Source organism: Streptomyces sp. NPDC043861 (assembly GCF_056435905.1).
Genome location: NZ_JBWKDP010000004.1, coordinates 551,717 through 575,616, shown reverse-complemented (window position 1 = coordinate 575,616; position 23,900 = coordinate 551,717). Strand labels below are relative to the sequence as shown.

General features: G+C 69.3%; 20 protein-coding genes. 11 read left to right on the top strand and 9 right to left on the bottom strand.

What is annotated here, in order from left to right:
* Positions 1–13: 13 nt before the first annotated feature.
* On the bottom strand, positions 14–1,507 hold the full coding sequence (locus AC068D_RS13420) for a peptidoglycan recognition protein family protein (protein WP_478823100.1): 1,494 nt from the start codon (positions 1,505–1,507) through the stop codon (positions 14–16).
* A 128-nt stretch (positions 1,508–1,635) separates the two neighbouring features.
* On the opposite strand from AC068D_RS13420, the gene AC068D_RS13415 reads away from it, so the two are divergent.
* The 4 genes from AC068D_RS13415 to AC068D_RS13400 all read left to right on the top strand — a co-directional run bounded on the left by AC068D_RS13415 (position 1,636) and on the right by AC068D_RS13400 (position 7,442).
* Entirely contained in the window at positions 1,636–2,388 is a 753-nt protein-coding gene (locus tag AC068D_RS13415; protein ID WP_478823099.1) for a TIGR03089 family protein, read from the top strand.
* A gap of 161 nt (positions 2,389–2,549) precedes the next feature.
* Positions 2,550–3,725, top strand: coding sequence for an LCP family protein (locus tag AC068D_RS13410; protein ID WP_478823098.1), 1,176 nt, complete (start codon positions 2,550–2,552; stop codon positions 3,723–3,725).
* Between the two features lie 224 nt (positions 3,726–3,949).
* Positions 3,950–5,695, top strand: coding sequence for an LCP family protein (locus AC068D_RS13405; RefSeq protein ID WP_478823097.1), 1,746 nt, complete (start codon positions 3,950–3,952; stop codon positions 5,693–5,695).
* 55 nt (positions 5,696–5,750) lie between these two features.
* Complete coding sequence (locus AC068D_RS13400) at positions 5,751–7,442, top strand: LCP family protein (protein WP_478823096.1); 1,692 nt, start codon at positions 5,751–5,753, stop codon at positions 7,440–7,442.
* A gap of 263 nt (positions 7,443–7,705) precedes the next feature.
* Here the strand turns inward: AC068D_RS13400 and AC068D_RS13395 are convergent, their stop codons facing one another.
* From AC068D_RS13395 to AC068D_RS13380, 4 genes are all read right to left on the bottom strand, one after another.
* Positions 7,706–8,128: a spore-associated protein A gene (locus AC068D_RS13395; RefSeq protein WP_478823095.1), complete on the bottom strand. Its 423-nt coding sequence runs from the start codon at positions 8,126–8,128 to the stop codon at positions 7,706–7,708.
* Positions 8,129–8,456: 328 nt separating this feature from the next.
* Positions 8,457–9,704 (bottom strand): ABC transporter permease, encoded by a 1,248-nt coding sequence (locus AC068D_RS13390; protein WP_478823094.1) that lies wholly within the window; start codon positions 9,702–9,704, stop codon positions 8,457–8,459.
* Complete coding sequence (locus AC068D_RS13385) at positions 9,701–10,408, bottom strand: ABC transporter ATP-binding protein (RefSeq protein WP_478823093.1); 708 nt, start codon at positions 10,406–10,408, stop codon at positions 9,701–9,703. Before AC068D_RS13385 ends, AC068D_RS13390 begins: the two co-directional genes overlap by 4 nt.
* Positions 10,405–11,778, bottom strand: coding sequence for a peptidoglycan-binding protein (locus tag AC068D_RS13380; protein ID WP_478823092.1), 1,374 nt, complete (start codon positions 11,776–11,778; stop codon positions 10,405–10,407). The genes AC068D_RS13385 and AC068D_RS13380 overlap by 4 nt, the downstream gene beginning before the upstream one ends.
* Before the next feature lie 243 nt (positions 11,779–12,021).
* Here AC068D_RS13380 and AC068D_RS13375 point away from each other — a divergent pair, with 243 nt between their 5' ends.
* The 4 genes from AC068D_RS13375 (at position 12,022) to AC068D_RS13360 (ending at position 15,000) form a co-directional block, all read left to right on the top strand.
* Complete coding sequence (locus AC068D_RS13375) at positions 12,022–12,426, top strand: hypothetical protein (RefSeq protein ID WP_478823091.1); 405 nt, start codon at positions 12,022–12,024, stop codon at positions 12,424–12,426.
* A gap of 17 nt (positions 12,427–12,443) precedes the next feature.
* Positions 12,444–13,400 carry a hypothetical protein gene (locus AC068D_RS13370; RefSeq protein WP_478823090.1) on the top strand — a complete coding sequence of 319 codons (957 nt, stop codon included), beginning with the start codon at positions 12,444–12,446 and terminating at the stop codon, positions 13,398–13,400.
* 68 nt (positions 13,401–13,468) lie between these two features.
* Entirely contained in the window at positions 13,469–13,870 is a 402-nt protein-coding gene (locus AC068D_RS13365; protein WP_478823089.1) for a peptidase inhibitor family I36 protein, read from the top strand.
* 158 nt (positions 13,871–14,028) lie between these two features.
* Entirely contained in the window at positions 14,029–15,000 is a 972-nt protein-coding gene (locus AC068D_RS13360) for a hypothetical protein (RefSeq protein WP_478823088.1), read from the top strand.
* 63 nt (positions 15,001–15,063) lie between these two features.
* On the opposite strand, the gene AC068D_RS13355 is transcribed toward AC068D_RS13360, so the two are convergent.
* Positions 15,064–16,095: a glycosyltransferase family 2 protein gene (locus AC068D_RS13355; protein WP_478823155.1), complete on the bottom strand. Its 1,032-nt coding sequence runs from the start codon at positions 16,093–16,095 to the stop codon at positions 15,064–15,066.
* A 184-nt stretch (positions 16,096–16,279) separates the two neighbouring features.
* Here AC068D_RS13355 and AC068D_RS13350 point away from each other — a divergent pair, with 184 nt between their 5' ends.
* The gene (locus AC068D_RS13350) at positions 16,280–17,773 is read left to right on the top strand and encodes an LCP family protein (protein ID WP_478823087.1); all 1,494 of its coding nucleotides are present in this window, start codon (positions 16,280–16,282) and stop codon (positions 17,771–17,773) included.
* A 498-nt stretch (positions 17,774–18,271) separates the two neighbouring features.
* On the opposite strand, the gene AC068D_RS13345 is transcribed toward AC068D_RS13350, so the two are convergent.
* On the bottom strand, positions 18,272–18,820 hold the full coding sequence (locus AC068D_RS13345) for an acyl-CoA thioesterase (RefSeq protein ID WP_478823086.1): 549 nt from the start codon (positions 18,818–18,820) through the stop codon (positions 18,272–18,274).
* 119 nt (positions 18,821–18,939) lie between these two features.
* Between AC068D_RS13345 and AC068D_RS13340 the strand changes: the two genes are divergently transcribed.
* The gene (locus tag AC068D_RS13340; protein ID WP_478823085.1) at positions 18,940–20,175 is read left to right on the top strand and encodes an LCP family protein; all 1,236 of its coding nucleotides are present in this window, start codon (positions 18,940–18,942) and stop codon (positions 20,173–20,175) included.
* Between the two features lie 209 nt (positions 20,176–20,384).
* Here the strand turns inward: AC068D_RS13340 and AC068D_RS13335 are convergent, their stop codons facing one another.
* On the bottom strand, positions 20,385–21,029 hold the full coding sequence (locus AC068D_RS13335) for a hypothetical protein (protein WP_478823084.1): 645 nt from the start codon (positions 21,027–21,029) through the stop codon (positions 20,385–20,387).
* 173 nt (positions 21,030–21,202) lie between these two features.
* Positions 21,203–22,360 (bottom strand): acyl-CoA dehydrogenase, encoded by a 1,158-nt coding sequence (locus tag AC068D_RS13330; protein ID WP_478823154.1) that lies wholly within the window; start codon positions 22,358–22,360, stop codon positions 21,203–21,205.
* Between the two features lie 179 nt (positions 22,361–22,539).
* On the opposite strand from AC068D_RS13330, the gene AC068D_RS13325 reads away from it, so the two are divergent.
* Positions 22,540–23,880: a UDP-glucose dehydrogenase family protein gene (locus tag AC068D_RS13325; RefSeq protein WP_478823083.1), complete on the top strand. Its 1,341-nt coding sequence runs from the start codon at positions 22,540–22,542 to the stop codon at positions 23,878–23,880.
* Positions 23,881–23,900: the final 20 nt, after the last annotated feature.

Genomic DNA, 23,900 nt, shown 5'->3' with positions numbered 1-23,900 from the left:
CCGCAGTACAGGATCAGCGCCCCTGGTACTTGGCCGATGCGCTGCGTGCCTGGCCGAGCCTTCCGTAGAGCTGACCCCCGGGGCAGTCGGTCGAGAATCCGTCGCGGTGCCCGGAGATGACGTTGAGCCTGGCCAGTGTGCCCTTCTTGAACTTGTTGCCGCCGCCTGATGTCAGCAGGGTCGTCGCCTGCGGGTTCGCCCCGTACAGCCCCAGCTTCCAGGCGGTGAGCCTGGCGATCGCGTTCACCGCGGCCGCGGGCGGGGCGGTCGTACTGTAGGTGCCGAGGACGGCGATGCCCATGCTGTTGCTGTTGAAACCGAGCGTGTGCGCGCCCATCACGGCCTTCGCCACTCCTCCCGCACGCCCTTCGTAGATGTTTCCGCATTTGTCGATGGCGAAGTTGTAGCCGAGATCGCGCCAGCCGCTGCTCTGCACGTGGTAGCGGTAGATACTGCGGAGGACGGAGGGAGCCTGCTGACAGGTGTAGCGGTTCCCCGTCGCACTGTGGTGGATGAAGGCCGCTTTGACCGACTTCGTGTAGAGGAACTGCTTCTCGCGGATGCTCTCGTTGGCGCCCCAGCCCTTGCGCGTGACAATGACCGGCCGCGGGCCGATGTACGGCTTTGCGACGCCGTAGAGCATCGCCTCCGCGTCGGTCTCCGCCTTCGACAGCGCGGGGATCACCGTGGAGCCGAGCGGCGCCAGATCCGCGTTCACCGCGGAGGCGGCCGCGGCCTCGGCCGTCATCCCTGCGATCAGGGCGGCATCGGCCTCGGACGCGGCGCCCGGAACCGGTGCTTCCTCCTCGCCCGGTGCGGCCTCGGCGGGCAGTTCGCCGGGCGACTCCATGCCGGGCTCCTGCGGCGGCTGGGCCGGCGGCTGAGCCGGCACCTGGGTCGGCTGGGTCGGCGACTGGGTCGGCGGCTGGGCCTCCGCCTCCGTGGACGGCCCCGGGTCGACGAGTTCCAGCCGCAGCCCGTGGGGCAGCGGCGGCGTCGTACCGCGCAGCGTGCCCGTTCCAGCAGGCTCGGGGCGCACACGGACCTCCACACCGTCCGAGGCGCCGACCCACAACGGTGCGGTCGAACCGCGCACCGGGCGGCCGTCGGTCCGCTCGGCGGAACCGGGGTCGGCGCCGTGCTCACGGTTGTCGGCCTCCACGTCCTGCCACTCGGACCAGACGGCGGAACCGGTCGCACGGGTGCGGACCTGGACCGTGCCGCGCAGTTCCACGTCCACGTCGTCCCAGACGACTCCGACGAGCGAGAACGGGCGGACATTGCGCGGCGTCAGGCCCTCTGCGGCCGTCCCGCCCGGCGCCCGCTGCAGTCCTGGCAGCGGAGCCAGCGGCAGGGACTGCGTGGAGCCCGGCACATCGGGAACGGGTGCCGCGACAGCCTCCGGCAGCGCGAGCGGGGGCAGGGCGAGAACCGGCAGAGCGAGCGCGGCGGCGCAGGCGACGCTGATCGAAGATGTGTTGACCGAAGATGTGAGGAAGGCACGCATGAGCATGAGCCTCAGCGGCCCCGACATGCCTCGCGCGGTGGGAAAGTGACGGCCTGTTGACCCGACCGGGGGTGCCGTCACCGGTACGGCCGTCTCCCCGCCGGTCCCCCCGGCGTAGTCTTGCGCGGGTGAACGCCAGCGACCGCACCCCAGCCGACCTGCTGCGATCCGCGCTCGCCGTGGACCCGGCCCGCCCTCTGGTCACCTTCTACGACGACGCGACGGGCGAGCGCGTCGAACTGTCCGTGGCGACGTTCGCCAATTGGGTGGCCAAGACAGCGAATCTCCTTCAGGACGGGCTGTCCGCCGAGCCCGGCCAACGGGCGGCGCTGCTGCTGCCCGCCCACTGGCAGAGCGCGGTGTGGCTCCTCGCCTGCGCGTCGGTCGGGGTCGTCGCGGACGTCGGCGGGGATCCGGCGGCCGCCGACCTCGTGGTGAGCGGCCCGGACACGCTCGACGCCGCCCGGGCCTGCCCCGGGGAGCGGGTCGCGCTCGCGCTGCGCCCGCTCGGCGGCAGGTTCCCGCAACCGCCCAAGGGCTTCACCGATTACGCGGTGGAGGTACCCGGCCAGGGTGACCGCTTCTCTCCGTACGAGCCCGTCGACCCGGACGCGCCCGCACTCACCGTTGCCGACACCCGGCTGACGGGAGCCCAGCTCGTCGAGCGTGCCCGGGCGGACGCGGACAGTCTCGGCCTGGCCCCTGGGGCACGGCTGCTGTCGGGGCGCGCCTACGACACCTGGGACGGGCTGTCCGCCGGGCTGTACGCGCCCCTCGCCTCCGGCGGATCGGTCGTGCTCTGCCGGAATCTGGACCAGCTGTCCCCGGCGGAGCTGGAGAAGCGTGTCGAGAGCGAGCGGGTGACCGGCACCGCGGTCTGAGCAGGACCGCGGTCCGGGCGGGACCACGCGTACGACTGGTGGGCGGGCGGTCCGAAGTCCACCCGTACGGCGCATGGCCTGCCGAGCCCACGGGCCTGAGCGTCGCCTCCGGGACATGATCGGCGGTACGTACGCAGAACGACCGCGAGGATGGACCCCACGTGACCGACAGCGCCGGCCGGCCCGCCGATCACAGCGCCGCTTCCGGTGCCGGCGCAGCCAGACGCAAGCGTCGCTGGCTGCGTTGGGCCGCGCTCGGGCTGTCGTTGCTCGTCCTCGCCGTCGCCGGCGTCAGCTGGTGGCTCTACCAGGAGCTCGACGACAACATCATCACGGATGTCACCACCGCCGAGGAACTGGAGCGGTACGACAAGGAGCGGCCGCTGCCCGCATCCCACGGAGCACAGAACATCCTGCTCATCGGGTCCGACACACGGGCGGGCTCCGGCAACAGCAAGTACGGGCGGACGAGGGGCCAGCGTTCCGACACCACGATCCTGCTGCATCTGGCCGGGAACCGGCGCAGCGCGACCGCCGTGTCCGTACCGCGTGATCTGATGGTGAACATCCCCCGCTGCCGCACGCCGAAGGGCACACGTACCCGGGCGCAGTTCGCCCAGTTCAACTTCGCCTACTCGTACGGCGGGGCGGCCTGCACGATCCGTACCGTCGAACGGCTCACCGGTGTCCGGATCGACCACCACATGGTGATCGACTTCCATGGGTTCAAGGACATGGTCGACGCCGTGGACGGCGTGCAGATCTGTCTGAAGAAGCCGATCGACGACAAGGACGCCCATCTGAGTCTGAAGGCCGGCAGACACAACCTCAACGGCGAGCAGGCACTCGGCTACGTACGCGCCCGCAAGTCGCTCGGCAACGGCAGCGACACCGATCGCATGGGCAGACAGCAGCAGTTCCTCGGCGCACTCGTCAACAAGGTCCAGAGCAACGGCGTTCTGCTCAATCCGACGAAGCTGTACCCGGTCCTGGACGCGGCGACCAAGTCGATCACGACCGACCCCGGCCTGGACTCGCTGAAAGATCTCTACGATCTGACGCGGTCGATGCGGACCGTGCCTACGGAGCGCGTGCAGTTCCTCACCGTGCCGCGGCAGCCGTACGCTCCGGACCCGAACCGGGACACGCTCCTCGAGCCCAAGGCGGGCCAGCTCTTCGAGCGGTTGCGCGAGGATGCACCGGTGGTCGTGGCCACGACGCCGAGCAGCGACGAGGACACGGAGAGCGACGGAAGCGCAGACGGTACGGGTTCGACGAACCCCCGCGCCACGCCGACTTTCACGGGCTCCAACGCGGCCTCCGGAATGTGCGGGTAAAGCGATCGCCAAAGTGTGGGTGGCAGTCCATGAGGTTTGGGCGGATTGCCCGGTTGTAAGGTGCGTGGAATTTGTCACGGACGTCGCCCGGCGCTGAGCTGGGCGGATAGTGTGACGCGATCCGGTGCAACGACCACAGGGTCGCAGACAACCGGATCGACGAACCGAGCGTCTCCTGGGGGGAGAGTCGCCTCGCGTGGCACCGACGGAGGATTCAAGCAACCGTGGACGCGCAGAGCCGTGGACGGGCGGAGGAGATCGACCCCGCCGACCAGTGGGTACTGAACCCGCAGACCGGTAACTACGAATTGCGACTGGACCGCTCCGCAGAGCAGTCGGCCGCACCTCGTTCCGCAGGAGCCTCCCCCTCGAGAGCATCGGTGCGCCGGGGCGCGGGGACCGTGGCTCCGAGCACGGACGTCCCCGGTCAGCGCACGCGCCGCGGCAACCGGAGCCCCGGCGCAGGAGGCGGCGCGGGCGGGGGCGGCACGCCCCCCACCGGTGCGGGCCGCCGTAAACGCAAGCCGCAGAAGTCGGGCAAGAAGAAGGCACTGTTGTGGACCGGCGGCATCATGGGCTTCCTGCTCGTCGGTGTCTCGGTCGCCGGGTACCTCGTCTACGACCGTCTGAACGGCAACATCAGCACCGTCGACGTGGGTGACGCGGCCAACGGCGGGTCCCTGAAGGACGGGCCGATCAACATCCTGCTCATCGGCAGCGACATCCGCACCGGCAAGGGCAACGAGGGCTACGGGAACAGGGACAACACCACGGGCCACGCCGACACGACGTTCCTCTTCCATGTGTCCGAGGACCGCACCAACGCGACCGCGGTCAGCATCCCCCGGGATCTGAAGACCGACATCCCCGACTGCCCCACCAAGCAGCCGGACGGTTCGACGAAGATCATCCGTGGTGACTCGTACACGAAGTTCAATGAGAGCTTCGGCGTGAAGGGCCGTGATCCGGGCTGCACCATGCGCACGGTCAAGCAGATCACCGGTGTGCCGGTCGACCACTTCATGATGGCCGACTTCAACGCGATCAAGACGCTCACCACCGCGATCCGCGGCGTGGACGTCTGCCTGACCAAGCCCATCAAGGACGAGGACTACTCCAAGCTCGACCTGTCGGCCGGACCGCACACCCTCCAGGGCGAGGACGCACTCGCGTTCCTCCGCAACCGGCACGGTCTCGGCAACGAGAGCGACCTGGACCGGATCAAGATGCAGCAGCAGTTCGTCGCCTCCATGATCCGCAAGATGAGGACCGACGCCCTGAGCGATCCGAAGATGATGCTCGACCTGGCGGACGCGGCGACCAAGGCGCTCACGGTGGACAAGGGGATCGGCGACATACCGAAACTCACCACCCTCGCCGAGGAGATCGGCGGCATCGACCTCAAGAACATCGCGTTCATGACTGTTCCCGTGAAGGACAATCCTCGCGAGACGATCAAGGCCACGGTCGTCCTGGACGAGAGCAAGGCCCCGCAGGTCTTCAGCATGCTGCAGAACGACATCTCCTTCACCGAGGTGAAGGAGAAGGAGAAGGCCGCCAAGAGCAAGCAGGACGCCCTGCTCAAGGGCTCGCGGGCCAAGGCCTCCGATGTCCGGGTGGACGTCTACAACGGCAGCGAGACCAACGGGGCCGCGCAGGCGACCCTCAACTGGCTGCAGAACGACAAGGGCGTGCTCAAGTCCTCGAACAAGAGCAACGCTCCGGAGAAGATCGCCAAGACCACATTGGAGTACGCGCCGAACCAGGCCGCTCAGGCCCGCACGCTCGCGGACTTCATGGGCCTGCCTGCCGCGGCGCTCAAGCCCGGCACCGAGAACGCCGAGGGTCTGCAGGCCATGACACTGACCCTCGGCGCCGACTTCAAGGGCGCGGGGGTGCCCATAACCGGTCCGACGAAGGTGCCGGACGTAGAGAAGGTCGAAGCCGACAAACAGGTGTGCGCCAAGTGAGCCCGGACGACCGGGTACTTGGGCGCGCCTGACACGACTACAGGGGGAACCTGGGGTGGCACAGAGCAGCGTGCGTGGGGAGGGGATGCGGGAACGCGTCCGGCACGCCGGTGAACAGGACTGGGACGACAGTCCGCACGAGAGCGACGCTGACGGCTCCGCGGCAGCGCGGGCCGGCGCCGCGGCCTCGTCGTCGGGTGGCGGTGCGGGGGCCGGTACGGCAGGGGGACGGCACCACCATGGCCCGCCACGGCGCGGCCGGGGCGGGAAACGGAAGGTGCTGCGCTGGGTGGCCGCCGTGCTGTCCCTGCTGATACTCGGCACCGCAGGCGCGGGATACCTGTACTACCAGCACCTGAACGGCAACATCCGCAAGGGCGAGCGCAGCGCAGGTGACAGCAAGGCACGGAAACCGGAGCCGAACGCCGCAGGACAGACACCGCTGAACGTTCTGCTGATCGGCTCCGACAGCCGCAGCTCGAAAGCGAACCAACAGCTCGGCGGGGCCCGGGACAAGGCCGACTCCCCTCCCCTCGCCGATGTACAGATGCTGCTGCACGTCTCCGCCGACCGGAAGAACGCCTCGGTCGTGTCGATACCCCGCGACACCCGGGTCGGGATCCCCGAATGCGTGGACCCGCAGACCAAGAAGAAGTACAAGGCGACCAAGACGCTGATTAACGAGAGTCTTGCGCGCGGCGGCCCCGGCTGCACCCTTCTCACCTGGGAGAACCTCACCGGGATCTACATCGACCACTGGATGATGGTCGACTTCGCCGGTGTGGTGGCCATGTCCGACGCAGTGGGCGGCGCCGATGTATGCGTGAAGCAGAACGTCTGGGACCGGCCCACGGCGATGGTGAAGGGCGGCTCGGGACTCAAGCTGAAGGCGGGCCCGCAGACCGTCCAGGGCGAGAAGGCCCTGCAGTGGCTGCGCACCCGGCATGCCTTCTTCAACGACATGGGCCGGTCCAAGGCGCAGCACATGTACATGAACTCGGTGATCCGCAAGCTGAAGAAGCAGAACGCCTTCACCGACACCGGGCAGCTGATGGACCTCGCGGAGACGGCCACCAAATCCCTCCAGGTGTCCGAGGAGATCGGCACGGTCAAGAAGCTCTTCGATCTCGGCATGCAGCTCAAGAACGTGCCGATGGACCGGATCGAGATGCTGACCATGCCCTGGATCCAGGACCCGTACGACGCGAACCGCGTGCTGCCGTCGCCCGGCAAGGCGGAGGAGGTGTGGCAACTGCTCCGCGACGACATTCCGCTGGACGGCAAGGGCCCCACGTCCAAGCCGAAGCCTGCAGCGGCTCCCAAGGACCCGGCGGCGCCGGCGGGCGAGACCGGGGTGATGGTGCAGAACGGCACCGGCACCGCACAGCTGGGCTCGGTGAGGGGCCGCGCGACCGAGATCGCAGGCGTCCTGAACGACAAGGGCTACACCCGGGCATCGGCCGACAGCACGATCAACCCCGTGGCGCAGACCGTCGTCCGCTACCCCAGTGCCGAGTTGGAGGGGGATGCCCACGCGGTCGCCAAGTCGCTGGGAATCCCGGCGAGTTCGGTGAAGAAGTCCACGGATGTGTCGGGCGTGACCATCGTCGTGGGTGCCGACTGGCGGTCCGGTGACAGCTTCCCGAAGACGCCGGCGCCGACGTTGTCCAGGGAGGACACCGACGGGCTCAACGGCGCGAACGAGAAGGAGTGCATGGAGGTCTACGCGCCCTACCGCTGGACCTGAGCGGACAACGAGTGGTCCGGTCGGTCCCTGCGGGGGCCGGCCGGACCACTCGTTGTTCTGTTCTCGGCGGGCCCGTCATGCCACCGCAACCGCCGCCGATCTCACCACTGCCGAGCCCGGGACGGGCGCCGGCAGGGCGGACGCGCTGCACGACCGCGGCGGCTGCACACGGGTGAGGGGCGGCCCGGGAAAGCGAGCGCCGACCGGCAGTCAGCCACTCACCCGAACCGCCCCTGACCAGGAACCGCAACCTCAGTCGGTCATCAGCCGCAGTGGTCGTCGTAGTTGATCTGGACGTGGCTGTGTGCGCCCGCCTCGCCGCCCCAGTCGACGCAGGAGCCCTTGGCGTACAGGTAGACGGGGCCCGCGTAGGACTTGTAGGTGCCCGCGTCCATCTCGTTGTACTTCCACACCGTGTCGTTCCTGGAGATCCGCAGGCGGGCGTCCAGGTACATCGCGGTACCCTGCTTGTCACTGACGGTGACGACACAGTTGTAGCCGGTGCCGCTGTTGTACGTCAGGAAGGTGTGACCGTCGTAGGTGTCCATGGAGTCGATCACCCGGTAGCCGGAGCCGCAGGCACCGTTGTAGGAGGCGGCGTGGGCGGTTCCGGCGGTGGCCGCCATTCCGGCGACGGTGACACCGAGGACGACCGCAACGGAGCCAAGGCGCTTGTGTATGCGCATGGTTGAGTCCTTGTCAGGGCTGCTGTTGATAAAGGGCGATCATGTCGCGGGCATGGCAACGTGGGCAACTTGACATGGCGTGACCTGTATCACCCGATGTCTCCCCCGGAGTTCCGGAAGGCGGGTATCACCAGCCGCGGTCAGGCTGGATGTCCTCGGCCCGATGGCACTGTCCGTCGCCCCGGCCGGTGCCGGTTCGTCGGCTGCCCGGGCACCACCGGTGATGACCAGCAGTGTCGTGAGCAGAGCACCGCAGGACGCGGCTGGGAGCGCTCTCCTGCTCGGACTGCGGGGCTTGGTCGCACGGGGGCTGTCGCCTTGTCGTACCTCAGCGGCGGAGTGCTTCAGCGGGCTGGATACGGCTGGCGCGCCAGGCGGGATAGAGACCGGCGACCACCCCGGTGACCAGCCCGATCACCGGGGCCGCGATGACGGTCGCCGGATGAATGACGGGCGTCCAGTCGCGTGCGATGGCCATGGCAACCACGGTCACGGTGCCCAGACTCGTTCCGACCAGCCCACCGAGGGTTCCGAGCGCTCCGGACTCGCCGAGGAACTGGAGGGTGATGTGGCGACCGCGTGCGCCCAGCGCCCGCCTCAGCCCGATCTCTCCGGTCCGTTCCAGTACCGCGACCAGCGTGGTGTTGGCGATACCGACCGCCCCGATGACGAGGCAGATCCCGGCGAGCAGCAGGAACAACTCGTTGAGATCCGAAGTGACGTTGCCACGCAGGGTCCTGGGGTCAGGCGGTGGTACGGCTTTGAAGCGCTCCGGGTGGGCCGGGTCGAGGGCGAGCGCAGCCTCCCCCGCGATCTGCTGCGCGGCGCCCATTTCCGTGGAGATCAGCATCTTGGCGCGCTCGCCGCTCTGCGGGCCGCCCCAGATCCGTTCGGCCGTCGTCCGCGGCACGACCACGGACATCAGCAGATCCGCGTTGCGGTCGACGTCGCCCACGATCCCGATGACCGTGAACGCCTGCTTGCCCACGAAGACGGCCGGGAAGGTCTCCAGGGTCGAGATGCCCAGGCGTGAGGCCACTCCTGAGCCGATCACGGCGACGTTCTCGGCACGCCTGTCGTGGTAGGCGTCGAACGTCCGCCCCTGTTCCAGGTGCGGCCCCGCGGCCGGCAGGACCCCGGGTGAGGCTGCGACGACCTGGGTCCGCTCGCCGTCCGCGTTCGCTCCCACCGGCGCCGCACTGACGAGTTCCTCCGGGCCGAGCCGGACGGGCCAGTAGACGCCCGCCTCCCTGGCACCGTTCAGCCGGCGGATACGGGCGTCGGCATCGGCGGGGAAGGCGTTGCCCACGAACTCGGGCTGATCGCCTCCGGTGTCCTCCACCGTGACCTCGGTCGCAGTGAGTTCATTGAAGCGGGAATCGATCTGGGACGACGTGGTCGCGGTGAGCCCCAGGATGGCGACGAAGGTGCCGACACCGAGGACGGTGCCCAGTGCGGTGAGCAGGGAGCGGGCGGGGCGTTGCAGCATGCCTGCCACCGCCTCGGCCAGCAGATCGCGTGGGCTGAAGCGCGATCGTTCGACCCCGCCGCCACGCCGTCGCGGCAGAAGCCTCATGCGAGTAGGTCCGCCCTCTCGGTTCGTACGCCTTGTTCGGTGAGGACTCCGTCCCGGATGGAGACCGTGCGTTGTCCCCGGCCTGCCACCTCGGGATCGTGGGTGATGACGACGATCGTCATGCCGTCCTGGTGCAGTTGGTCCAGCAGTTCCAGGACCGATGCGGCCGTCGTGGTGTCCAGATTTCCGGTCGGCTCGTCGCAGAGCAGCAGTGACGGGCGGGCCACCAGGGCTCTGGCGATGGCCACCCGCTGGCGTTCACCGCCCGAGAGCCGGGTGGGCAGCGCGTCGATGCGATGCCCCAGGCCGACGCGCAGCAGCGCCTCGCGCGCCCGGTCCCGGCGTTCGCCGCGTGGCACACCGTTGTAGACCATCGCCAGCAGCACGTTCTCCAACGCGGAGCGGTGCGGCAGTAGATGGAAGCTCTGGAACACGAAACCGATGCGCCGGCCGCGCAGTCCGGTGCGGTCGGCGTCGGACAGGGAGCCTGTGTCGATGCCGTCGAGGAGATAGCTGCCCTCGGTCGGCACGTCGAGCAGGCCCGCGATGTTCAGGAACGTCGACTTGCCGGACCCGGAGGGCCCCACGACCGTGACGTACTGACCTCGGGCGATGGAGAGTTCACAAGGGCGCAGCGCCTGCACCGGCGGCGGCCCGGCGTATGTCAGCCCGGCACCGCGGAACTCGATGACGGGTGCCGTCACTGGACCGGGACCGTCCCCTCACCGGCCGCGGCGTTGACCCCCACCACGACCCGTTCGCCGGAGGCCAGTCGCTCCCCGCCCATCGGGGTGACTTCCGTGTATCCGTCGCCGGACGTGCCGGGACGTACCTCGATACGGCGGCGGTCGCCCTTCGGGCCGAGCACGGTGACGGTGGTGCGGGAGTCGGCACCGGCCGAGATCGCGGAGACCGGCACGACGAGAACTTCGCCCTTGGACGTGGCCGCCTCGATCGTGAGGCGTACGTCCTGGCCCACCAGCGCCGCGGGGAGCGGCTTGTCCGGCTTGACGACCACGGCATAGCCCTGCGCCGCATCGGGGGCGGCTTCGCCGTCGCCGCCCTGGGGCGGGGCCGTCATCGTGTCCGCCACGGAGGCGACCGTGCCCGTGACCTCGTCCCCGGAGACCTCGGACAGCACCTTGACCTTCTGCCCGGCTCGCAGCAGCCCCTTCTCGTGGGCGCCGACGGCTCCTCTGATCACCAGCCGGCCGGCGGAGACCGTCATCAGCTTCTCGCCGACGGCGCCGCCCACCTTGGCGGTCGAGACATCGACCCGGGCGGGGAAGCCCGACAGGAAGACCACCTCCGTGGCGGGAACCATCGGTCCCGCCACCGCTTCGGCCCCGGCGAGTGCCTTCTCGGCCTGCGCCAGGTCCTCGCGGGCGTAGCGCAGCTCCGAGGCATCCGCCTCGTCCTTGGCCCGCACGGACTCCAGGGCCCGCTGCGCGGTCTTCACCTGGGCCCGCGCCGCGTCCAGTGGATCTCCTTCGGACTTGTCGCCGCCGGCTTCCAGCGGCTCGTAACCGAGGGAGTCGTAGAGGGCCGCCACGGCTCGCTTGGTACCGGGCCCGTAGCGCCCGTCCGTGTCGGAGCCCGTGCCGTGGCCGAGATCGCGCAGGGCGCGCTGGAGCTGGTGCACGTCGTCGCCGTGCGCACCCGGCTTCAGGTCCCGGTAGACCGGAAGGGATCCGCGCAGCGCGAAGACGGGCCGGCCGGAGACCTCGAGCAGCGGCCGTCCCGCCTGGAAGGTCTTTCCCGACTGCACCATCACCTTGGTGACGACGGGTTTGCCCGCCGCTTCCCCGGCCGCTCCGGCAGGGGCGACGTCCACGGTCTGCGAGGCGGAGACCGTGCCTCGCGTCACAACCGTGTCGGACAGCACTCGGCGTTCGACGGGAGCGGTCAGTACGTCGGGAGGGGGAGGACCGGCTTCGGCCGCCGCCTGGGCGGGCGACTTGACCATGGTGGAAGTCCACAACGCTGCGCCTGCGACCACGCACGCGCTCACGGTGAGAGCCGCCAGCGCACGCTTCTTCCGGGAGAGCCCGGACCGCTCCCCTGATCTGGACACGATGGTCCCCTCCCGATCCCCCCGGCGCCCTGGTCTACGGACACCACATCTGACGGTAGGCGATCACTTACGGCCACTTCATGTCAAGAAGCTTATGTTCGACGACCATTGACGATCGATTACTTTCGGCCACCATGATCGATTTCAGGACGTGACCTCCACGAGATGGGCACCAAATCGAACGCATGTGTAAAGATCCCCCGGGCATCTCCGTCGGATGCTCACCTAAACGGGAGGAATCACATGCGAGTACGCAAGGCTCTTGCCGCGTTCGCAGTCACCGCAGGAACCCTCGCTCTGACCGCAGCGCCGGCCCAGGCGGACGCCAGCCTCAACGGCCACTGCGAGCGCGGGGAACTGTGCATGTACTACAACTCGACGCAGTACGGCACCTCGTCGTTCATGGACCACTACGACGAGAACCGCACCCACCACGACGACAAGTTCATGTCCCCCGGCAGGGGCAAGGGGCTGATCGCCGGCAACAACGCGTCTTCCGCCGTGTGCTGGGGCACGCGCTACGACTTCGCGATCTTCTTCAACTCGAACTTCACGGGCCAGCGCCACAACCACACGTGTGACGGCGGCCACCGGAACACCCCCGGCTGGATCCAGAACAACAACGCCTCGGCGTACGAGCCCTACTAGAGCAACCGGACAAGCCAGTGCGACGCACGACCACTGGCCGGCTGCTGACGGTGGCGCTGCTCGGCGCCACCGTCGGGCTGGCCGGATGCTCATCGGACGGGACCACGGACGCGGCAAGCGGATCCAGGCCCAGCGAGGCCCCGCCCGTCGACTTCAGGAATCCGCCCGAGGTCGAGGCCACTCCCCGGATGCGGACGTCCCGCAACCTGGAGCTGCCTCTGGAGGCCTACGAGTGGACGGATGCCGAGGAACGCGTGCGCAGGCAGGGCGAGGACCGCATCGCCGCGGACTGCATGCGCGGCTACGGCTTCACTCTCGAACCGCGCCCCCTCTACAGGGGCGACAAGGCGCTGCGTGACGCCAACCGGTACGGGGTCACCAATCCGGCCACCGTGTCCCGCTACGGCTACAAGAGCGACCCCTCCCTCCGCGGCAAGCGGCCCGAGGAGCGCTACTCGCCCACCGAGTTGCTGGTTCTCTTCGGCCCGCGGGGCGACGAGGCCAAGGGGACGGCAAAAGCCGCCAACGGCAAGGCCATCCCCAAGGGCGGCTGCTGGGGCGAAGCCCTACGAAACCTCGCCTCCAAAGGTCCCAAGGTCCATGCGGACAAGGAGGAGTTCGCGTCCCACCTCGCCATCTACGCGTACCAGGAATCGCAGAAGGACAAGCGCGTCCAGAAGGTCTTCGCGAACTGGTCCGCCTGTATGAAGGCCAAGGGCTACAGCTACCCGGGGCCGATGGCGCCGGTGGAGGACCGCCGCTTCAACAAGTCCGACACCGCTTCCGTCACGGAGATCCAGGTCGCCCAGGCGGATGTGGCGTGCAAACAGGAACACAACGTGATCGGTGTCTGGTACGCGGTTGAAGTCGCCTACCAGGAGCGGGCGATCGAGAGCAACCAGCAGATGCTGGCGACCCTCAAGGACCGCAAGGAAGCCATTCTCAAAGCCGCTGCGGCATCGGGAACCCGCTGACCGCATCGGCGGCCGATGACACCGTCGGCCGATTTCGCAGGCCTGTTCGGCCGGAAGAAGGATCAATCATGAAGAAGTTCGGCAAGTTCGCCATGGCTGCCGGCGCCGCCGGCGTCCTGCTCCTCGGCGCCGCGGGCACCGCCAACGCGGGCAGCTACAACGGCTCCTGCGAGAGCAGCAGCGGCGGCGAGATCTGTCTCTACCGCAACACCGGTTTCTCGGGCGGCCTGTACGACACCCTCTACAGCAAGACCAACTACAACGGCAGCACCTACTACGGGACGTCGACGCCCATCGACAACAGCATGTCGTCGGCGAAGAACATGGACTTCTCCAACAACGTCATGTTCTACAGCGGTCAGAACTACACGGGTGCCCAGGAGTACCTCCCGGCGGGCCTGTGGCTCCGTTTCGGGAACGACGCCGCCTCGTCCCACTGCTTCAGCAACAACGCCGCCTGCCCGATCTGACCCGGTCCGGGCGAGCCGATCCGGGGAGGATCCGCATTCATGACATGCATCAGGAGGGCCAACGGGGGGACGGCTGAAGCCGGCACCCCGCTGTCGACCGGGGACGCGGACCACACGACCTCGGCGCGACGCTCCGGCGAGAAGGTCTGCTGCACGAGATGACAAAGACACGTCACCAGGCGGGTCGCCTGATACTCGTCGCAGCTCTGGCCTGGGGTGCTGCGGGATGCTCTGCCGACGAGGACTCCCCGGATCGGGCGTCCGGAGTACAGCCGTACCAGGGCCAGGCTTCCATGACCTGGGGCGGCGCCGCCATCGGGCTCCCCCTGGACTCGTACACCGCCACCGCGCAGGAGCGGGAGGCGCTCAGCCGGGGCGTCGCCACGCTGGCGGGCGACTGCATGGGGACATACGGTGTCGACTGGCCGGCCCCCTTGCCGCCGACCCCGCGCAACCTCAACAAGAACGCCCGTCTGTACGGGGTCACCGACCTCGAGTCGGTGACCGTCCACGGCTACCACCCGCCGCTTCCCAAGGGAATGACCGCCCGGCAGGCCGAGGCCCTCGCCGCCCGGGAACGGGCGCACTACGCGAAGGTCACACCGGCGGCCATCACGCTCTACAAGGGCGAAGGGCCGTCCTCGGTGAACGGCAAAGCCGTGCCGCCGGGCGGATGCCTCGGCGAAGCACGGCGGAAGGTCGGACTGAGCGCCACGGAGAACGTCGACGACACCTACAACAAGGTGGTCCGCCAGGCCTCGTCGCAATCGGCGCAGGACGTCCGGGTGGGCGCTCTCAACAAGCGCTGGTCCGACTGCATGAAGGAATCGGGCTTCCACTACGCCGATCCTCTGGCGGCCGCCGGCGACCCGGCCTGGACGGCCGGTGAGGGAGGCGACGGAGGCAAGGACAGCGATGCCGTCGGCACCGCGAAGCCGCGCGAAGTCACCGCAGCCTCTGCGGATGTGCGGTGCAAACAGCGGGTGGACTACGTCCGCGTCCACTCGGGCGTCGAGACCGAGTACCAGAACAAGCTGATCGAGAAGAACAGCACGGCGTTGTCAGCGGCCCGCGCCACCTGGAAGTCGGCTCTCGCCAAGGTCAACGAGCTGCTGGAAAGCAGGAGTTGAGGGCTGCGGCCGGCCCGGCCGCAAGCTCGTGTGCCGTCCCGGCCCCCGGGACGGCACGTTCCGTCAGGCCGTCGCCCGCACCGCGGGCCGGCGGCTCGCGATGACCTTCTGCGCCAGTGAGCGCGGGCTGGTCAGGAAGCCGAAGCCCCACGACATGTGCATCGTGGCGAGCGCGACGGGGATCTGCAGCCGCGCCTTCAGCGGCAGGCCCTTGCCCGCCGGCACCGAGCCGGCGGTGATCGCCGCGAGATAGCCGGCCGGGACGACGAAGCCCAGCGGAGTGACCGCCGCGCCCACCACGGTGCCCGCGGCGATCGCGCAGAGGGCGACCGGCGGGGCGAGGTAGCGCAGATTGATCGAACCCTGGTGGTAGCGGGCGACCACATGGCGCCAGCGGCCGTAGTCCTTGTACTGCTTGGCGAGCGCCCTGACGCTCGGACGCGGCCGGTACTGCACCTTCAGCTCGGGCGAGAACCAGATCAGTCCCCCGGCCTCACGGATACGGAAGTTCAGCTCCCAGTCCTGGGCGCGGATGAACTCCTCGTTGTAGCCGCCCTGCTGCTCGAGCGCCGCGCGCCGGAAAACACCCAGATACACGGTTTCGGCGGGACCCGCCTGGCCACCCGTGTGGAAGGCGGCGTTGCCGACACCGATCTTCGAGGTCATCGCGGCGGCGACCGCGTGCTCCCAGTCGTTCTCGCCCTCGGCGTGCATGATGCCGCCGACGTTCTGGGCGCCGGTCTCCTCGAGGAGCCGGACGGCGGTGGCGATGTAGTTCGGCGACAGCATGCCGTGACCGTCGACCCGCACCACGATCGGGTGGCGCGAAGCCTTGATGGCGGCGTTCAGCGCCGCGGGCGTGCGCCCGGTGGGATTGGGCACGGTGTGCACCCGGGGGTCCTCGCGCACCAGCTCGGCGGCGATCTCGTCGGTACGGTCCGTGGACGGGCCGAGCGCGATCACCACCTCCATTTCACCGGAGTACTCCTGCTGGAGGATGTGGCGGACCGAGTCGCGCAGATGCCGCTCCTCGTTGAGGACCGGCATGATCACGGAGACGGCGGGCGGGGCGGCGGCGGGGGTGGGGGCGGGCATCGCTTCCTCGGAGGGGCCGGGGTCACCCCCGGGAGACTGCAGCATCGCCCGCCACGTTACCGCGAACGGGGGACACCGGTGCGCGCCGCCCGGGCCGCCTCCCGCTGCCGCAGATCGTATGGGCCTACGGTTCTCGGGATCCCCGGATGCCACCCGCCACCGGTCACCAGCGGAGGTGCCCCTCGTGCCCACACCGCCCCGCTCGCCCCGTCCGAGGCCCGTGGTCCGTGCGCAGCCGCCGCGCAGCAGACCCCGGACCCGGGGTGGTGCGGTCCGGCGGCCGCGCTGGGCGATGCGGGTGGCGACCTCGCTGTCGGTGCTGGTGCTGGGGGTGGGTGGGATCGGTCACGCCGTGGTGACGGGCATCGACGGCGGGATCGGACGGGTCGACCCTTTCCGGGACATGAAGAACCGTCCGGAGGACGGGCACGGAACGAACATCCTGCTGGTCGGCACCGACGGCCGCGACAAGATCACCAAAGCCGAGCGCCGCAAGTACCGCCTCGGCGGCGCGCCCTGCCGGTGCACCGACACGATCATGCTGGTGCACATCTCGGCGGACCGGGAGCGGGCCAGCGTCGTCAGCCTCCCCAGGGACACGTACACGGAGATTCCCGCGCACACCGACGTGAGCACCGGAAAGCGGCACGGCGCCCATCCCCTGAAGCTGAACGCGGCCTACACGGAAGGCGGACCCGCGCTGACCGTGAGCACCGTGGAGCGCCTGACCACATTGAAGATCGACCACTATCTGGAGGTCGACTTCACCAGCTTCATGAAGACGGTGGACGCGGTCGGCAGGGTCCGGATCTGCACGGTGCGGCCGATGAAGGACTCCTACACCGGTCTGAACCTGCCCGCGGGCGCACATGAGCTGAACGGCGGGGAGGCGCTGCAGTACGTGCGCTCCCGGCATATCGACGGAGCGGCGGACCTGGGGCGGATGCAGCGCCAGCAGCGCTTCCTGGCAGCGCTGATCCAGCGGGCGACCAGCAGTGGAGTGCTGCTCAACCCGGTGAAGTTCCGCGAGGTCAGCTCGGCGGTGCTCACCTCGGTGCGGGCCGACAGGACCTTCGGGGCCAGTCAGATGCTGGCGCTCGGGGAGGCGATGCGGGGCTTCACCGCGGCTTCGTCCGAGTTCACGTCGGTGCCGGTGAAGGACCCCAGCCATCCCGTGCGGGGTCTCGGCTCGACGGTGCGGTGGGACCCGGTGAAGTCGAAGAAGCTCTTCGAGGCACTCCGCGAGGACCGGCCGCTGTCGCCGCGCCGGCCGACGGGGCGGGCGCCGGGCTCGGCGGCGAAGGCCGTCGTCGACGTACCGCCGGGGCAGATCCGGGTCCAGGTCTTCAACGGGACGGGAATCGACGGGCTCGGCGCCCGCGTCGACGCCGAGCTGCGCGCGACCGGCTTCATGACGAGCGGGGCGCCGCGCAACGGCGGCCGCCGTGACGTACGCCGCACGTTCGTGGTCTACGACCCCCGCTGGGACCGCTCGGCGCGCTCCGTCGCCGCCGCGCTCCCGGGCAGCGAACTCCGCCCGGTCAAGGGCCAGGGCCCGACGCTGCGCATCACGGCCGGCACGGACTTCACCAAGGTGACTCCGGTCCGTGCGGAGACCTCCGCCAACGGCAGGGGCTTGTTCGGGACGACGACGGGCGACGAGGCACTGTGCCCCTGAGAGAGCCGCGGCGCCGCGTGAGCCGCAGGTCTCCGTGCCACCCCTGGGACGGTCCCGGACCTCCGGCACGGCACCGTCACCCCGCCCGCGGGCTGAGGGAACGGCAGGACCGGGGGGCGCCGGGGTGGGCGATCCGCAGGACCGGGGGAACGGGGGAACAGGCCCGAAGGAAACCGCAGGGTCGGGGCGAACCGCAGAGCCGGGCGAACAGCCCCGAAGGAAACCGCAGGACCGGGGGAACAGCCCCGAAGGAAACCGCAGGACCGGGGGGAACAGCCCCGAAGGAAACCGCAGGACCGGGGGGAACAGCCCCGAAGGAAGCCGCAGAGCCGGGCGAACAGGCCCGAAGGAACCGCAGGACCGGGGGGAACAGCCGCGAAGGAATCGCAGAGCCGGGGTGGCTCGCGGCTGATCCTGGTGCGCCCGAGGAAGCCGCTCACCGGAGCCCTCGCCACCGGCAGTCCGGGGGTCACCCCGAGCCGGGTCCCTGCCGCGTCGTCAGTCCTCGTAGCCGTCGGCTGCGCGCTTCTCCCGGAGCTCCTTGATCGCGCGGCGGCGGGCCAGCCGGTGGGTGCGGCGGATCTGGGCCTCCTGGTAGCGGCGCTTGTCGCGCTCCGTTTCGGGGACCACCGGGGGCACCGGACGCGGTTTGCCGTCCGCGTCGACGGCCGCGAAGACCAGATACGCGGAGCCGACCTGTGTCGCGGGCGTCGACTCGTTCCAGCGTTCGGCCAGCACCCGCACGCCGACCTCCATCGAGGACCGTCCGGTCCAGTTGACCTGGGCCTTCACATGGACCAGATCCCCGACCCTCACCGGCTCAAGGAAGACCATCTCGTCCATGGACGCGGTGACGGCGGGCCCGCCCGAGTGGCGGCCGGCGACCGCGCCCGCGGCATCGTCCACCAGCTTCATGATCACGCCACCGTGCACCGTGCCGAGGAGATTGGTGTCGGTGCCGGTCATGATGTGGCTGAGGGTGGTACGTGAAGCCGAGGTGGGCTTACCCGGAATGATGCCCTCCGGGCGCTGGGCCTGCTCTGTCATGCCCTCCACCCTATGCGGGGGTGTGCCTGCTGATGCATTGCATCAGCTTCGCAACAGGCACGGTGCTATTTCTCACCTACCCTGTCAGCGGCTCGGGCCCGGCCTGCACACTGTTCCGCATGAATGATTGGCCCGAAGGATACGGACGCGGCAGCCGGGGTGCGGAGCCCGAGGGCGCCCGCGCGATGCGCCATGTGACGCGACGACCGGTCCCGCAGCAGCAGTCGCACGGGTACGACGACGGTTACGGCACCCCTTACGACAGCGGCTACAACACGGGCCAGGTCTACGGCTCCCCCTCCGGAAACGGTCACGGCGGCGGCCGCGGCGACGACGGGTACGGCGCCGGGTACGGCGCCCCCGGCCGCCCCGCGCCCGACTGGCGCAGACGCTTCAAGGTCGGCTCCATAGTGGTGCTCGTCACGGTTCTCGGCGTCTCCATAGGCACCTATTTCTGGGCCGACTCCAAGATGCGCCGCGAGGTCGACCTCTCCAAGGTCATCGAGCGCCCCGAGGAGGGCGACTGCACGACCTATCTGATCGTCGGCTCCGACAGCCGTGAGGGCATGACCGCGGAGGAGAAGAAGAAGCTCCACACCGGGTCGGCCGAGGGCAAGCGCACCGACTCGATGATGATCCTCGCGGCCTGCGGCAGCGGGAACACGATGGTCTCGCTGCCCCGCGACTCGGACGTGGAGATACCGACCTTCGTCGGCTCCGAGTCCGGCAAGACGTTCAAGGGCACGGGCCGACGGGTCAAGCTCAACGCGGCGTACGCGGAGGACGGCCCGGAACTGCTCGTCCGCACCGTCGAGTACAACACCGGCCTGCGGATCGACCACTACGCCGAGATCGGCTTCGCGGGCTTCGCGAACATCGTGGACGCCCTCGGGGGCGTCGAGATGGACATCCCGAAGGCCTTCAAGGACAAGAAGTCCGGCGCCGACTTCCAGGCCGGGAAGCAGACCCTCAACGGCGAGCAGTCCCTCGCCTTCGTCCGCACGCGCTACGCCTTCGCCGGCAGCGACCTGGACCGTACGAAGAACCAGCAGAAGTTCCTCGCGACCCTCGCCAACCAGGCAGCGACGCCGGGCACCATCCTCAATCCGTTCACGCTCTACCCGACGCTGGGCGCGGGCCTGGACACACTCCTCGTCGACAAGGACATGTCGCTGTTCGACCTGGGCGAGATGTTCTTCGCGATGAAGAGCGTCAACGGCGGCGACGGAAAGTCCATGAACATGCCGATCTCCGGCAGCCGCGGCGGCAACCTGGTCTGGGACAAGGACAAGGTCAAGCAGCTCGTGGAGCAGATCAAGAACGACCAGAGGGTCACGGTCACGTCCGACCGCTGACGCCGGACCGTCCGGAGGACATCGAAGAAGCCCTGCCCGCGCAGGGCTTCTTCGATGTGTGCGCCCATCGGCGTGCCCGTCGCCGGTGACCGTCCGCAAGGACCGCCCGTCGCGAGCAGGACCGCAGACAGCGTCCCGGGGAACCGGTGGGACGGGGAGTGCCCGGCCCCGCTCCGGTCGCTGCCGGGTTTCCCGTTGCCGGCGTCGCGTCAGCCCGCGAAGGGGTTCGCATGGCCGGGCAGCTGCTGTCCGGGCCGCAGGAAGCGCCGGCGCCCCGCCTCGTCCTGTACGGGGACGAACCCGGCGGCCTGGAGACGCTGTGCGATCCGACGCCTGCGCGCCTCGCCGATCCTGACCCCGCCGATCAGGAACGCGGCGAGCGCCGCACCGCCGGCCACGGCGGCGAGGTACATGCCGCACACGAGCAGGACGAGCACGACGGTGGCGACGCAGATCCACGCGAAGCCCATCTGACGGCTGCCGGCGGCGTTCGTCATGAGGTCGAAGGCGATCCGGTCCTTGAGCAGCGCCACGGCCGACTCCGCCTCGGGAAGGGGCTTCAGGGTTCCCTCCCGCATACCGGGGACCGCGCCGCCCGTGCCGGCATCCTGGTGTGCGGCGATGGTGGCGGCCTCGCGCGCACGGGCCTCGTCGCGCGGGTCGCGGTACATCTCGACGGTGATGAGCTGCTTGTTGTGACCGGTCCGGTACGCGTACGCGTACTCGAAGCCGTAGTGCTCGGCGACATGAGCCAGGGCAGCGATCCGTGCCGCGCTCATCTCGGGTCCCAGCTCGATGACGTCCTGGCTTGCGATCTGCCGGAGCATCCCCGATATCTGACGGTTCTCGAGCATCGTGCTTCCACCCCACCCTGCGTACTGAAGACTGGCCGCCGATGTGCGGCAGCGCAGCCTAACCCCACCGGTGGACAGGATTCCGCTTGACCCCGGAGACACGACGAACCCCCGGCGCCGAGGCGGGCGCCGGGGGTTCGCACAGGGCCTGTCGGCCGGTCCGTTCCGGACGGTTACGGCAGGTTCCGGGCCATCACGATGCGCTGGACCTGGTTCGTGCCCTCGTAGATCTGGGTGATCTTGGCGTCGCGCATCATGCGCTCGACCGGGTAGTCACGGGTGTAGCCGTAGCCGCCGAGGAGCTGAACGGCGTCCGTGGTGACCTCCATGGCGACGTCGGAGGCGAAGCACTTGGCCGCGGCGCCGAAGAAGGTGAGGTCGCCGTCGACACGCTCGGACTTGGCCGCGGCCGAGTACGTGAGCTGGCGGGCGGCCTCCAGCTTCATGGCCATGTCGGCGAGCATGAACTGGATGCCCTGGAAGTCGGCGATGGCCTTGCCGAACTGCTTGCGCTCCTTGACGTAGCCCTTGGCGTAGTCGAGGGCGCCCTGGGCGATGCCGAGGGCCTGGGCGGCGATGGTGATGCGGGTGTGGTCCAGGGTCTTCATCGCGGTGGCGAAGCCGGTTCCCTCCGCGCCGATCATGCGGTCGGCGGGGATGCGGACGTTGTCGAGGTAGACCTCGCGGGTCGGGGAGCCCTTGATGCCGAGCTTCTTCTCCGGGGCGCCGAAGGAGACACCTTCGTCGCCCTTCTCGACGACGAAGGCGGAGATGCCCTTGGAGCGCTTCTCCGGGTCGGTGACGGCCATGACCGTGTAGTACTCGGAGACGCCCGCGTTGGTGATCCAGCGCTTCACGCCGTTGAGGATGTAGTGGTCGCCGTCACGGACGGCCCTGGTCTTCATTCCCGCGGCGTCGGAGCCCGCGTCGGGCTCGGAGAGGCAGTACGAGAACATCGCGTCGCCCTTGGCGAGCGGGCCCAGGTACTTCTTCTTCAGTTCCTCGGAGCCGGAGAGGATCACCGGCAGCGAGCCCAGCTTGTTCACTGCCGGGATCAGGGAGGAGGAGGCGCAGACACGGGCGACCTCCTCGATGACGATCACGGTGGCGAGGGCATCGGCGCCGGCGCCGCCGTACTCCTCCGGGACGTGCACGGCATGCAGGTCGGAGGTGACCAGCGCGTCGAGGGCCTCCTGCGGGAAGCGGGCCTCCTCGTCGACCGCGGCCGCGAACGGCGCGATCTTCGCCTCGGCGAGCGAGCGGACCGTCTCGCGGAGCATGTCGTGCTCTTCGGACGGGCGGTACAGGTCGAAATCAGGCACTGTGCTTATCTCCCTCGGCGCCAAGGTCTCTCGCTCCCCGGCCGCTGCTAACTACCGTTAAGTAACACAATTTTAGTGTGCCGCCCGAGAGCGGCATACGTGAGCTTGCCGACAGCGGAAAAATGCCCCGGGGCGCTCCCGACTATGCTCGGGCCCGCAGTCCTCCCGCACCCCTCAGGAGCAGCATCATGGCCGTCAAGATCACTGTGGTCGGCACCGGGTACCTCGGCGCCACACACGCCGCGGCCATGGCGGAACTGGGTTTCGAGGTGCTCGGCCTGGACGTCGTGCCCGAGAAGATCGAGATGCTGGCCGCGGGCCGTGTGCCCATGTACGAGCCGGGGCTCGAGGATCTCCTGGCCAAGCATGTCGCGGGCATCCCGGGGTCGACCGGGCGACTGCGCTTCACGATGTCGTGGGACGAGCTCGAGGAGTTCGGCGGCGATGTGCACTTCGTCTGTGTGAACACTCCGCAGAAGCACGGCGAGTACGCCTGCGACATGTCGTACGTCGACGCCGCCTTCGACGCGCTCGCGCCGCGGGTGAAGGGCGGCGCGCTGGTCGTGGGCAAGTCGACCGTGCCGGTCGGGTCGGCCGACCGGCTGGCCCGGGTGCTCGCCGAGCGGGCCCCCGAGGGCGTGGAACTGGCCTGGAACCCGGAGTTCCTGCGCGAGGGCTTCGCCGTTCAGGACACCCTGCACCCGGACCGGATCGTGGCGGGTGTGACGAGCGAGCGGGCGGAGAAGACCCTGCGCGAGGTCTATGCGGCACCGATCGCGGAAGGGTCGCCGTTCGTGGTGACGGACTTCCCGACGGCGGAGCTGGTGAAGACCTCCGCGAACTCGTTCCTGGCAACCAAGATCTCGTTCATCAACGCGATGGCCGAGGTGTGCGAGGCCGCGGGCGGCGACGTGGCGAAGCTCGCGGAGGCGATCGGCCACGACGAGCGGATCGGCGCCAAGTTCCTGCGGGCCGGGATCGGCTTCGGCGGCGGATGTCTGCCGAAGGACATCCGGGCGTTCATGGCGCGCGCGGGTGAGCTGGGCGCGGACCAGGCGCTGACGTTCCTGCGCGAGGTCGACTCGATCAACATGCGTCGCCGCGGGCACATGGTGGAGCTGGCCCGGGAAGCCGTGGGCGGTGACTCCTTCCTGGGGAAGCGGGTCGCGGTGCTGGGGGCGACCTTCAAGCCGGACTCCGACGACGTGCGTGACTCGCCGGCGCTGAACGTCGCCGGGCAGATCCACCTCCAGGGCGGCCAGGTCACGGTGTACGACCCGAAGGGCATGGACAACGCCCGCCGGCTCTTCCCGACGCTGGGGTACGCGGGGAGCGCCCTGGAGGCGGTGCGCGGCGCGGACGTGGTGCTGCATCTGACCGAATGGCGCGAGTTCCGCGAGCTGGACCCGGCGTCGCTGGGCGAGGTGGTGTCCCACCGCATCCTGCTGGACGGCCGGAACGCGCTGGACTCGGCGCTGTGGCGCGAGGCCGGGTGGACATACCGGGCGATGGGCCGCCCCCGCGCCTGAGTCCCTCGTCACTCCCCGGT

What these genes read in the sequence shown, in the direction of transcription:
- AC068D_RS13420 (WP_478823100.1), bottom strand. Translation starts at nt 1,507, where the DNA reads ATGCGTGCCTTCCTCACATCTTCGGTCAACACATCTTCGATCAGCGTC.
- AC068D_RS13395 (WP_478823095.1), bottom strand. Translation starts at nt 8,128, where the DNA reads ATGCGCATACACAAGCGCCTTGGCTCCGTTGCGGTCGTCCTCGGTGTC.
- AC068D_RS13390 (WP_478823094.1), bottom strand. Translation starts at nt 9,704, where the DNA reads ATGAGGCTTCTGCCGCGACGGCGTGGCGGCGGGGTCGAACGATCGCGC.
- AC068D_RS13375 (WP_478823091.1), top strand. Translation starts at nt 12,022, where the DNA reads ATGCGAGTACGCAAGGCTCTTGCCGCGTTCGCAGTCACCGCAGGAACC.
- AC068D_RS13365 (WP_478823089.1), top strand. Translation starts at nt 13,469, where the DNA reads ATGAAGAAGTTCGGCAAGTTCGCCATGGCTGCCGGCGCCGCCGGCGTC.
- AC068D_RS13360 (WP_478823088.1), top strand. Translation starts at nt 14,029, where the DNA reads ATGACAAAGACACGTCACCAGGCGGGTCGCCTGATACTCGTCGCAGCT.
- AC068D_RS13355 (WP_478823155.1), bottom strand. Translation starts at nt 16,095, where the DNA reads ATGCCCGCCCCCACCCCCGCCGCCGCCCCGCCCGCCGTCTCCGTGATC.
- AC068D_RS13345 (WP_478823086.1), bottom strand. Translation starts at nt 18,820, where the DNA reads ATGACAGAGCAGGCCCAGCGCCCGGAGGGCATCATTCCGGGTAAGCCC.
- AC068D_RS13340 (WP_478823085.1), top strand. Translation starts at nt 18,940, where the DNA reads ATGAATGATTGGCCCGAAGGATACGGACGCGGCAGCCGGGGTGCGGAG.
- AC068D_RS13335 (WP_478823084.1), bottom strand. Translation starts at nt 21,029, where the DNA reads ATGCTCGAGAACCGTCAGATATCGGGGATGCTCCGGCAGATCGCAAGC.
- AC068D_RS13325 (WP_478823083.1), top strand. Translation starts at nt 22,540, where the DNA reads ATGGCCGTCAAGATCACTGTGGTCGGCACCGGGTACCTCGGCGCCACA.